The organism is Blastomonas sp. CCH1-A6, from assembly GCF_001556365.1.
GTDB lineage: Bacteria > Pseudomonadota > Alphaproteobacteria > Sphingomonadales > Sphingomonadaceae > Blastomonas > Blastomonas ursincola.
Genome location: NZ_LSIS01000027.1, coordinates 102,356 through 113,330 on the forward strand (window position 1 = coordinate 102,356; position 10,975 = coordinate 113,330).

The 10,975-nt window shown below is 64.4% G+C and carries 10 protein-coding genes; 5 read left to right on the plus strand and 5 right to left on the minus strand.

Annotated features, from left to right (window positions below):
* Positions 1-13 precede the first annotated feature (13 nt).
* The 5 genes from AX735_RS01440 to AX735_RS01460 are packed head-to-tail and all read right to left on the minus strand — an operon-like array spanning position 14 to position 4,023.
* Positions 14-838, minus strand: a complete 825-nt coding sequence (locus AX735_RS01440; RefSeq protein WP_066274462.1) for an urea amidolyase associated protein UAAP1 — start codon at positions 836-838, stop codon at positions 14-16.
* Complete coding sequence (locus AX735_RS01445) at positions 835-1,311, minus strand: CopG family ribbon-helix-helix protein (protein WP_060980054.1); 477 nt, start codon at positions 1,309-1,311, stop codon at positions 835-837. The genes AX735_RS01440 and AX735_RS01445 overlap by 4 nt, the downstream gene beginning before the upstream one ends.
* Entirely contained in the window at positions 1,311-2,105 is a 795-nt protein-coding gene (locus AX735_RS01450) for an ABC transporter ATP-binding protein (RefSeq protein WP_066274464.1), read from the minus strand. Before AX735_RS01450 ends, AX735_RS01445 begins: the two co-directional genes overlap by 1 nt.
* Positions 2,102-2,917, minus strand: a complete 816-nt coding sequence (locus AX735_RS01455) for an ABC transporter permease (RefSeq protein WP_066274466.1) — start codon at positions 2,915-2,917, stop codon at positions 2,102-2,104. Before AX735_RS01455 ends, AX735_RS01450 begins: the two co-directional genes overlap by 4 nt.
* Positions 2,918-2,943: 26 nt before the next feature.
* Positions 2,944-4,023, minus strand: coding sequence for a putative urea ABC transporter substrate-binding protein (locus tag AX735_RS01460; protein WP_066274471.1), 1,080 nt, complete (start codon positions 4,021-4,023; stop codon positions 2,944-2,946).
* Between the two features lie 743 nt (positions 4,024-4,766).
* Between AX735_RS01460 and AX735_RS01465 the strand changes: the two genes are divergently transcribed.
* The 5 genes from AX735_RS01465 to AX735_RS01485 all read left to right on the plus strand — a co-directional run.
* Entirely contained in the window at positions 4,767-7,187 is a 2,421-nt protein-coding gene (locus AX735_RS01465; protein ID WP_066274473.1) for a TonB-dependent receptor, read from the plus strand.
* 115 nt (positions 7,188-7,302) lie between these two features.
* On the plus strand, positions 7,303-8,184 hold the full coding sequence (locus AX735_RS01470; protein ID WP_446471764.1) for an MBL fold metallo-hydrolase: 882 nt from the start codon (positions 7,303-7,305) through the stop codon (positions 8,182-8,184).
* 153 nt (positions 8,185-8,337) lie between these two features.
* Positions 8,338-9,327: a sterol desaturase family protein gene (locus AX735_RS01475; RefSeq protein WP_066274475.1), complete on the plus strand. Its 990-nt coding sequence runs from the start codon at positions 8,338-8,340 to the stop codon at positions 9,325-9,327.
* Positions 9,324-10,010 carry a hypothetical protein gene (locus AX735_RS01480; RefSeq protein WP_231749978.1) on the plus strand — a complete coding sequence of 229 codons (687 nt, stop codon included), beginning with the start codon at positions 9,324-9,326 and terminating at the stop codon, positions 10,008-10,010. Before AX735_RS01475 ends, AX735_RS01480 begins: the two co-directional genes overlap by 4 nt.
* 57 nt (positions 10,011-10,067) lie before the next feature.
* Positions 10,068-10,975 (plus strand): XdhC family protein (locus AX735_RS01485; RefSeq protein WP_066274477.1); only part of this gene is annotated, 908 nt, incomplete at its 3' end.

Here is a 10,975-nt window from a genome sequence, read left to right on the forward strand (position 1 = left end):
GAAACTCCTGCGATCAGCGACGGAAATAGTCTTCGACGTTGAGAAAGGCGCGCTGGCCCTCCGGCGTCGCGTTGCGAATGGGGTCGGTTTCCGGGGTCACCTCCCCGCGCCAGGCGGTGACGCGCAGCGGTGTGACGCTATATGCGGGGCGCGGATCGAGCACGTGCGGCACGTTGGCGATGACCACGATCACGTCCATCTCGGCGCGCAGCAGCACGCTGCGTCCGCCATCAAACGGGCCGACATCGGGCACGATGCTGCCGTCCTCCGCGATGGTCGCGCCCTTGAACAGGTTGATGCACGGATGCACATCGCGCCGCCCCAGCCCATGCTTGGCCGCGCCGAGCAGAAACCGTTCGCGGCCATTGGGACAGGGGCTGTAATTGGCACCCTCGCCATATTTCGCGGCATTGGTCGCGGCGTTGGAGGTGCCGCAAAACGCATCGTGCGTGCCGGCTCCGTCCTCGACGATGCTCATCAGCACGCGGCCCATGTCCGACAGCAGAAGCTTGCCTGCGCCCAGATAGCCGTTCCACTGCACCTTCACCGTATCGGCGACATTCAGCCGCTCGGTCGGCATTTCGGCGTTGAACAGCTGCAGGCCGGCACAGGCATCGCCCTTCAGGTCGATCAGCCGCAGCCGGGTGCCGCGCGCCAGCCTGCGCGTGGCATAGCCGCCGGGCGCGATCGTCTCTTCCCAGAGCAGGTCTGCACCCGCGACGCCCTCGGGCAGGTCGTCGGCGATCGGCGGCAGCACCGGCATCGACTCGACCCGCGTGCCCGCCATGCTGCGGGCATGGGCGCGGGCGGCGGACGGATCGCTCAGAACGGCGGTCATGCAGCGGCTCCCTTGGCATGTTCGCCCGCATCCGGCTCGTAGAGCGGCGGCAGCAGGGCGGTGGTGGTGACGAGTTGCAGCTGGTGCACGCCGCGCACCCGGCGCAGCGCATCGCACAGCTCGTTCAATCGGACGGCAGGCCCCTGGACCAGCAGCACCTCGAGCGACTGGTCGTCCTCGAGGAACACGTGCTGCGAGGAGATGACCTCTTTCAGATATTCGGCCTGGGTCTGCGCGAGCTGATGGCGCACCCGGCCCCGGTCGCCGCGATAGACGATGGTCAGCGTACCCGCGAGCATCTCGTCGGGGCGCGTCGTCGCCTCATGCGCGGCCAGCGCATGGCGGATCAGCTCGGCGATCAGCTGCGATCGCGATGGCAGGCCGCGTTCCTCGACCATCATGTCGAGCTGGCGGAACAGCTCACTTGGCAGGCTCATCGATAACCGTGCGACACTGGTCGGCTCGGTACCCATCATGCGTTCTCCTGGGTCTTGGCAATCTCCAGAACCGCCGGTTTTTCAGGCTCTTCCGGGTTGCTCTTCTTGTTGAGGGTGAGGTCGTAGACGGCGGTCGCGCCGAAGCGGTGCGGCGCGTGCGGATCGTGCCGGCGCTTGTCGAGCGCGAGCACGCGGGTGCCGAGCGTGAACGCCTCGCGAATGTCGTGCGTCACCATGATGATGGTCAGCGCGTAATCGCTCCACAGCTGCTGGATCAGCGCGTGCATATCGGCGCGGATGCCGGGGTCGAGCGCACCGAATGGCTCGTCGAGCAGCAGGATGCGCGGCCGCTTGATCAGCGCCTGCGCGATGGCCAGCCGCTGCTGCATGCCGCCGGAAAGCTGCGCGGGATATTGGTGCATGCTGTCGGCCAGCCCCACCGCGACCAGCATCGCCTCGGCCTGCTCGCGCGCCGCCTTGCGTGCAGAGCCGAACAGCCTCGCGGTGAGCGGCGCCTGCTCGCATTCGAGCCCGAACACCACATTGCCGAGCGCGCTCAAATGCGGGAAGACCGAATAGCGCTGGAACACTACCCCGCGATCGGGCCCGCATTCGGGCGCAAGCGGCTGGCCGTCGAGTTCGATCACACCGCGCGTCGGGCGCTCCTGGCCCAGGATGACGCGCAGCAGGCTCGACTTGCCAGCGCCCGAGGGACCGACGATCGACACGAACGAGCCGGGCTGGATGTCCAGATCGACCTTTTCCAGCACGATCTTGTCGCCATATTCGACCCAGACGTTCTGGAGGCTGAGGATCGGCGCGGCGCTCATCGGCCCTGCCCCTCCGCCCAGGGAAAGGCCTTGCGGCTGGTCAGCGCGAGCGCCCAGTCCATCACGATCGCGAGCAGCGCGATCCACGCGACATAGGGCAGGATCACGTCCATCGAGAGGTAACGGCGGACGAGGAAGATGCGGTAGCCCAGCCCCACATCCGCCGCGATCGCCTCCGCCGAGATCAGGAACACCCAGGCGGGGCCGAGCGCCAACCGGACGGCATGGATCAGCCGCGGCATCGCCTGGGGCAGCGCGACGCGGATCATGATCTGCCAGGAACTTGCGCCGAGGGTCTGCGCCTTGATCACCTGTTCGGCGGGCAGCGCGGCGATATAGGCCGCGATGTCGCGGATCATCACGGGCGCGACGCCGATGGCGATCAATGCGATCTTGGCGGTCTCGCCTAGACCCAGCGCGATGAACAGGATCGGCAGCAGCGCGATCGGCGGGATGACCGCAATGCCGGTGACCAGCGGGCCGAAAGTGGCGCGCACCGGGGGCAGCACGCCCAGCACCAGACTGACGACCAGCGCGGTCAGCGTCGCGATCCCGAGGCCCAGCCCGAGCCGGTAGAGGCTGGCCACCGTATCCGCCCAGAAGGTGACCTGTCCGGTCAGCTGGTCCGCCTGGAACATCAGCGCCGACATGGCCTGCATCATCTGCCCGGGCAGCGGCAGGATTTTGTCCATCGGGTTGTCAGCATGGCGCTGCGCCGCGACGATCAGATAGGCGATCAGCAGTACCGCGACCGGAAGCGCACCGAGCAGGATGCGCTCGCCCTTTTTGGGATGTCGGTTGACCCAGCGCATCGCCGTTCCCCTGCCCCGATCCGCGCTTACAGCTTGCCGTCCGCGGCGAGCTTCATGAACGCATCGTCGAAGCGCAGCGTGACCCGCGCCGGATCGCCCAGCACCTTGCCGCCGGGAAACGCAATACCCACCGCATCGGCGCTGGCCGCGCCCTTGAACAGACCCTTGGAGAAGCTGAAATCGCGCACCTGGGTCATCGTGGTGACGAGCGCCGGAGAGGTCGCCGCCGCAACCGCCGCCTTGGGATCGGCATAGAGGAAAGTGGTCTTGAGCTGGCTGTCGAACATTTCGGGCGTCGCGCCCGAAAGCTTGGCCATCGCGGCGCGCGCTGCCATTCCTTCCGCATCGTCGCGCTGCATCAGCGCCACCGTCTCATACCAGATGCCTGCCAGCGCCTTGCCCAGGTTTGGATTGGCCTTGAGCGTCGCGGTATCAACGACCATCAGGTCGAGAATTTCACCCGGAATGTCGGCCGAGCTGAACACTTGGGTGACGCCGGGTTCGCCCTTCATCACCGAAAGCTGCGGGTTCCAGGCGACCGCGGCGTTGACATCCGCCGCGCCAAAGGCCGCTACGATGTCCGCATCCGAGGTGTTCACGGTCTTGACGTCGGTGGACTTGAGACCTGCCTTTTCGAGCGCGCGGGTGAGCAGATAGTGCGACACCGAAAGCTCGACCAGATAGACCTGCCGCCCCTTGATCGCCGCCAGGCCGTTCGCGCCCTTGAGCAGCACACCATCATTGCCGTTCGAGTAATCGCCGATGATGATGGTAGTCGTATCCTTGCCGCCAGCCGCCGGGATGGTCAGCGCGTCCATATTGGCGACGGTGACGCCGTCAAACTTGCCGGCCGTGTACTGGTTGACCGACTCGACATAGTCGTTGACCTGCACGAAGTTGATCTTGATGCCGTATTTGTCGGCCCATTTCTTCACGATGCCCGCCTGCTGCGCATAGGGCCAGGGCATCCACCCCGCATAGATTGACCAGCCGATATTGAATTCGGTCTTGGGCTTGGCGGGCTCGGGGGAACCGGAACAGGCGGCGAGCGCGAAAGCCCCCAGCATCGCCAGAAGGGTGGAAAGCCTGCGCAACAGCCTCGTCATGATTCGGTCCCCTTTCGCAGTGCAGCATCACGAGCGCGGGCAGGCTTGTCCAGCAGAAAATATTACCATGAGTGAAAAACGTAATAACCGTTGGAGAGAACACGCGTTCTCCGGTGGTCCGCAACGCCGAGCTGCCAAGGTACGCTTTGCGCAACAGATAACCCTATAAAGCCCGAAAAACCGAGCCTGCTCAGCAGACAGTGATTCGCTCGGCCAAGCGTTATCCTTTTGCGGCCCGTGATTCGCCGGTATGATCCGCCCCTCGTCCGCGAAGCGTTTTTGCTTAAGTGGCGGGTTGTCCGATCCGCCACCAAACCGCGTCAATCCCGTCATTTTTTGCAGTGCAACACGAAATTCCGTTCATACTGAGCAAGTGCAAAATTATTACGCTTGACGCATTCCGTAATATCCATACCGTATTGGATGTCGCTGGCAGTTCGCCAGCGGCACTATCGACTGTTCGCAAGCGAGGGTCCGTGGATCGAAAGCCGGCCTGTTCGGATATCAGACAAGGCGCTGCGCACCGCGCAGACGGCACGATCACCCTACGCGAAGCGATATCTACCCCCGCAGGCAAGACCGCCGCGCGACGTGCAATGGCGCGCGCGCAGACAAGGCGGCGCGTGTGGGGAGGTTCAGGGAGAACAGGCCGGAAAACCGGCAATCAAGGGGTCGGCATCGCCAGAACCCCAGGGGAGACGGGTGTCATTTGAAAAGGCTCACCAAGAATTGGGGGTCTGAAGATGACGAACAAGCTGTTCCGCGCCACCTTGCTGGGCGCTACCATGTTGATGGGCATGGGCACCGCGCCTGCCTTTGCGCAGGACACTGCGGGTGATGCCGCGCAGGATACCGAACAGGAAGGCGGCAGCAACGTCATCGTCGTGACCGCGACCCGCCGCGCGACCTCGATCCAGGACGTGCCGATCAACATCAGCGCCATCGGCGACGAGCAGCTCGCGCGCCAGCGCATCGACGACGTCCGCGACATTGCCGATTTCACCCCGGGCCTGACCATCTCCGACACCGGCCCTGGATCGACCGGCGCCATCGTGCTGCGCGGCCTCAACGCTTCGGACACCAGCGCGAACGGCGCCTCGTTCGACGATGCGCTCGGCCTGTATCTGGGCGAAGTGCCGCTCTATTACGATTTCAAGCTGCTCGATATCGCGCGTGTCGAGGTTCTGCTCGGCCCGCAAGGCACGCTCTACGGGCTGGGAACACTGGCCGGCGCGATCCGCAACATACCCAACCGCCCCAATCTCGAAAGCTTCGAAGGCGAGGTGCACGGCCGCTTCTACGCCAAGCAGCACAGCAGCAAGCTCGGCTATCAGGCCGATGGCGTCATCAACATCCCGATCATCAAGGATCACCTCGCCTTCCGCAGTTCGACCGGCTATTTCTACGATCCCGGCTTTATCGACTATACGCTGCTGCTGCAGCGGCCGGGCGTTTCGCTGCCCCAGCCCAACGGCCCCAATTTCATCAGTGCGGCGGGCTATGCCGCCAACCTGCGCCGCGAGAACGACGTCAATTTCGAGAAGACGATCAGCACGCGCAACCAGCTGCTCTATCAGGCGAGCGAGGACTTCAAGCTCAACATCACCTATGCGTTTCAGCGTACCAAGACCGATGGCCGCCAGTCGAACAGCGATTTCGTGTTCGGCACCGGGCGGTATGAAAGCGCGGCGCGCTTTCTCGAGCCGGTCAATCGCCGCGCGCATCTGATCAGCGCGGAAATCAACGCCAATATCGGCAACATTGCCGATCTGGTGGCGACCACGGCGCATACCGACGTCAAGAACGAGCAGACGGGCGACAATACCGACCTGCTGCTCGACCTCGATTATGGCTATGAATCCTTTCCTGCCTTTTCGAGCTTCAACGAGAGCACCAACCGGCGCAAGCAGTTCAACCAGGAAGTGCGCTTCGTGTCGCGCCATGGCGGACCGTTCAACTGGGTGCTGGGTGCCTTCTATAACCGCCGCACGCTGCAGAACGACTATCGCGAGCGGCTGCCGAACCACCCGTTCGTCGCCTTCGGCACGTTGCCCAACCCTCTCGAGCTCGAATATGTCTCGTTCAACCGCTCGCGCGTGACCGAGCGCGCGATCTTCGGCGAAGGCACCTTCCGCATCACGCCCGAATGGCAGGTCACGGCCGGTGCGCGCTATTTCGGCTATCGCTCCGAAGTCGCGGGCCGCGCGGTGTTGCCGCTGCTCGGCGAGCCGCTGAGCCCCTATGATCTGCCCTCGGCAGGCGGCGTCGCCAAGAAAAGCGGCTGGGTGTGGAAGTTCAACAGCTCATACAACATCACCGACGATATCATGGTCTATGCGACCTATTCGAAGGGCTATCGCCTGGGCGGACCGAACACCGTTGCACCATGCGTGCTGCCGCTCAATCCGAACCAGCAGAATGTCTGTGCGCTGCCCAACGAGCAGCAGTTCGGCCCCGATACCACCAAGAACCTGGAACTCGGCATCCGTACCGAGCTGTTCAACAACATGCTGACGTTCAACTTCAACGTCTACCAGATCAAGTGGAACGGCATTCAGGTCGCCTCGGCGACGGTCAATGGCGTGGTCGGCATCACCGTCAATGGCGGGACCGGCAAGTCCGAAGGCTTCGAAACCTCGTTCCAGCTGCGCCCACTGCCCCGCTTCACGATCCAGGGCAATTTCTCCTATCTCGACGCGCGGCTGACCCAGGACGTGCCGGGGATCATCGCGGTCAACAGCCCGGCGGGAATCTATCCCAGCCGGCCAATCCAGCTCGACGCGCTGTCGGGCGACCGGCTGCCGGGTTCGGCGAAGACAAGCGGCGCGCTTGGCGCGACCTACACCGCGCCGTTCATGGACGGGAACATCGTCGCTGACTGGACGGCGACCTATCGCGGCAATGTCGTCACCCGGCTGGGCTGGGATCGCGCGTTCGGCGACAAGCTGCCCGGCTTCACCACGCACCGCGCCTCGGTCTTTTACGAGACCGACCGCTACAGCTTTGGCGTCTGGGCCAACAACATCTTCGACAAATATGCGGTCAACGCGGTGTCGAACGATCGCTCTCGCGTCGGCCTGAACGACGGCGTCCGGCTGCGCTATCTGCGCAACAGCGTCATCAACCCAATGACCCTGGGCCTGGAGGCCCGGTTCAGGTTCTGATCGCAGGCTTGGGCGCGGGGCCGGTTGGGCAAGGCCGGTCCCGCCCCATGCGACCCGCCATCAAGGGGGCCAGATGATGACAGCAAAAGGCCGAATTCTCGGAGCTGCGGGGCTCATGATGGGGCTGGCGACCTCGGGCTTGCTTGTCGCCGCACCCGGTGCCCCCCTGCCCCGGCTGTTTGCCGAACGCTGGATCGACGGCACCAACGGCGCCGAACCGGTCGCGCAGGTGCAGGCGCTCGACGCCGACACGTTCGTGATCCGCCAGTCGGTCAAGACCAATTTCGAAGCGCCCTTCCTCTATCTGCTGTTCGGGCGCGACAAGGCACTGCTGATCGATACCGGGGCCGAAGGCGGAGTCATCCGCCCGGTGGTGGATCGGGTGATCGCAGAATGGCTCGCCGCGCATGGCCGCCAGGCCATCCCGCTGGTCGTCGCGCACAGCCATGCGCATGGCGACCATATCGCCGGCGATGCCGCGTTTCGCGACCGGCCCGATACCACATTGGTCGGGCTGAAACCGGCGGATGTCGCGGCCTTTTTCGGCATCAAACCCTGGCCCGGCGATATCGCGACCTTCGATCTGGGCGGCCGGGCGCTGTCGATCATCCCGACGCCGGGGCATCAGGCGGCCGCCATGATGGTCTATGACCCGCAGCTCAAGATCCTGCTCTCAGGCGATACGCTCTATCCCGGGCGGCTCTACGTGCCGGTCAATTTCCTCGGCGACAACCGCGCCAGCATCGATCGATTGAGCGCTTTCGTGCGCACCCACTCGGTCCGCGCCGTGCTCGGCGCGCATATCGAGATGACTCGCGAGCCGGGACGCGATTATGCGCACGAGGCGCTGGAGCATCCGAACGAGCATCCGCTCGAGCTGCCAGCAAGCGAGATCGCCAAGCTGCGCCAGGGGCTCAGGGCAAGGCTCGACACGCCGGGCCAGTCGCAGGTCCATGACCGCTTCATCATTGTACCGGTGCCGCCCCGTGACGAATGACCGCATAGATCAGGTCTATGGGAACTATTGGCCAATGCCGTCTGGCGTGATGGCCCGGATTTTACAACGCTCTTTCCACTGCGAACCTCAACCGTCCCGCCTTCAGTGCTGCCCTAAGCCGGCAGCCCGGGACCGCAACGTGAGTACAGGCACATGAACGGAGTCCGCGTCGGCAACCGCATCATCGGGGCAGATTCACCCGTCACCATCGGTTGGGAGAACGTGCCCAAGGTGGAAGGCGGCCCGTTCAAGCGGCTGTTCTTCACCTGGTTCCAGCCCGCCGTGCTCTTTTCAATGATCCTGTTCTGGTATTATGCGCCCAATTCGATCGCCAAGGCCTCGACCGCGATCGGCATCGGCATCGCGTTTCGCGCGCTGCTGCTCGCGCTCGAATGGGTCAACCCGCGCTTCAAGAGCTGGGAGCTGACCTGGAAGGAATGCGTGACCGACCTGTTCTATGTGGGGCTGGGCTATACCATCCTCAATCTGGTCGATAATTTCATCGGCAGCGACGTGCTGATCGAGAACCTGCTGAGCAGCTTCGACTGGGACAAGTTGGCCTGGTTCACCGACCTGCCGTTGCTGGTCCAGGCGTTCCTGATCCTGTTCATCTTCGATTTCGGCCAATACTGGATGCACCGCGGGATGCACAACTGGTACCCGCTCTGGCTGACCCATTCGGTGCACCACTACATCACCCAGCTCAACATCAACAAGGGCGCGGTCGGCAACCCGGTCGAGCTGTTCCTGATCGGGCTGGGCATCGGCGGGCTGTTCGACTTCCTGCCGCGCGCCGCGCTGCTCGCCGGGGCCATCGGCATGTCGATCGGCGTGTATCAGCACATCAACGTGCGCTTCAACACGCCCGCCTGGTGGCGCTTCCTGTTCAACACCACCGAGCATCACAGCCTGCACCATTCGCTCGATTTCGAGGCGACGCGCAGCAACTATGCCAGCAACTTCATCTTCATCGACCGCATGTTCGGCACCTGTGTCGATGGCGAGGCCGAGCTGCTCGGCATGGAGGGCGGCCGCCGCATGTCGATCCGCGAACAGATGACCTATCCCTTCACCGAAGGCTGGAAGACGATGAAGGAGAAATTCGGCAAGGCAGACGACCCCCACGCGGTGCCCGCAGAATGACCGGCCAGGCCCCCAGCATGGATGGCGAGCGCATGCCCGGCATCTCACCGAGCGGCGACGCCCGTTCCTGGATGCGGCTGATCGACTGGATCTGGACGGTGCGCGGCGAACTGCCGCTGCCCGCCGGACAGGATACTGACAAGGCCTTTGCCAAGCTCGAACCCTTTTTCCGCGAGCCCGGCACCAGCTTCGATCAGGCCGAGGGCCGGCTCACCTTCACCAAGAAGGACCCGCTCGCTCAGGACAAGATGTCGATCTACGATCGGGGCGAACTGCGCGTCGAGAGCCAGCCCGGTGGCGGCGTGCTGCGCTACTGGATGACCAGCAAGTCGCTGCTGTTCTGCTTCCTCGCGCCGTTGCTGTTCGTCGCCTTCGGGCAGATCATCGTCGGGGTCGGCATATTGGCCAAGCCCGATACCGAACAGGCGGACAAGAAGAAGAAGGAAGAGAAGGACAAGGTCCGCGAGCTGCACTGGATCGACCAAATGCTCGGCGCGCCCGCGCCCGAAAAGCCCAAGAAGGACGAGAAAGACAAGAAGAAGGACGAAGGCGGCAAGGACCGCTTCTCGCCGACCTCGGCCTATGTGTTCGCCGGGCTGTTCGCGCTGCTCTACGTCATAGGACGCATCCTCGAGGACCGGCTGATCCGCAGGCGCTTCCTGCGCAGTCTTTCAGGCGGCTGAACCTTACCGATCGGGTTGCGATTGCCGATCGAGCCGGCGCACCCTAAGTCGTCCCGCATGAGCACATGGCAATTCGACGCGCAGACTGATGACATCCGCCCGCTGCTGATGGCGGCGCAGGCGTCTGGCACACCGTTCGCAATCGCCACGCTGGTCGAGACCTCCGGCCCCGCCCCGCGCGAACTGGGCGCGCAGATGCTGATCACCGGCGAACAGCACTGGGGCTATCTTTCCGGCGGCTGCATCGAGGCCGATGTCGCGCGGCACGCCCGCGAAGCGATGGCGACAGGAAAGCCGAGGCTGCTTCGCTATGGCGAGGGCAGCCCGTGGATCGACATCCGCCTCGCCTGCGGCACCGGCATCTCGGTGCTGGTCGAGCCGCTGCGCGGCGATGACCCGGCAGTGTCTGCCCTGCTGGATGGCTTTCAGTCGCGACACCCGGTCCTGTGGTCCAGCGACGGAACAGCGCGCGAGGCGCTTCCTTCCGACGATGTGCCCCGCTTCGCCTGGGATGCTTGCCGCTACACGAAACGTTACGACCCCGTCATGCGGCTCGTGCTGATCGGCGAGGATGCGACCGTGCTCGCCTGCGCCACGCTCGGCCAGGCGATGGGGATGGAGGTGGCGCTGGTCACCCCCAACGGCCCCGAAGCCGCGCCGCTTACCGGCCTGTCCTATCATCGCACCTCGCCCGCTGACGCGCTGGACGCGATCGGGCTTGATCGCTGGACAGCGGTAGCGGTGCTGTCGCACGATCGCGAGGATGACGAGGCTGGGCTGGCCGCCGCGCTCGCCTCTCCTGCCTTCTATGTCGGCGCGATCGGCGCGCGCGTAAGGCTCGACGGACGGGTCGCGCTGTTGCGCGGCCATGGCGTGCGCGAGGCAGACATTGCGCGGTTGCACGCGCCGATCGGTCTTCAGGGCTTCGGCAAGGCCCCACGCGATATCGCGCTGTCGGTGGTCGC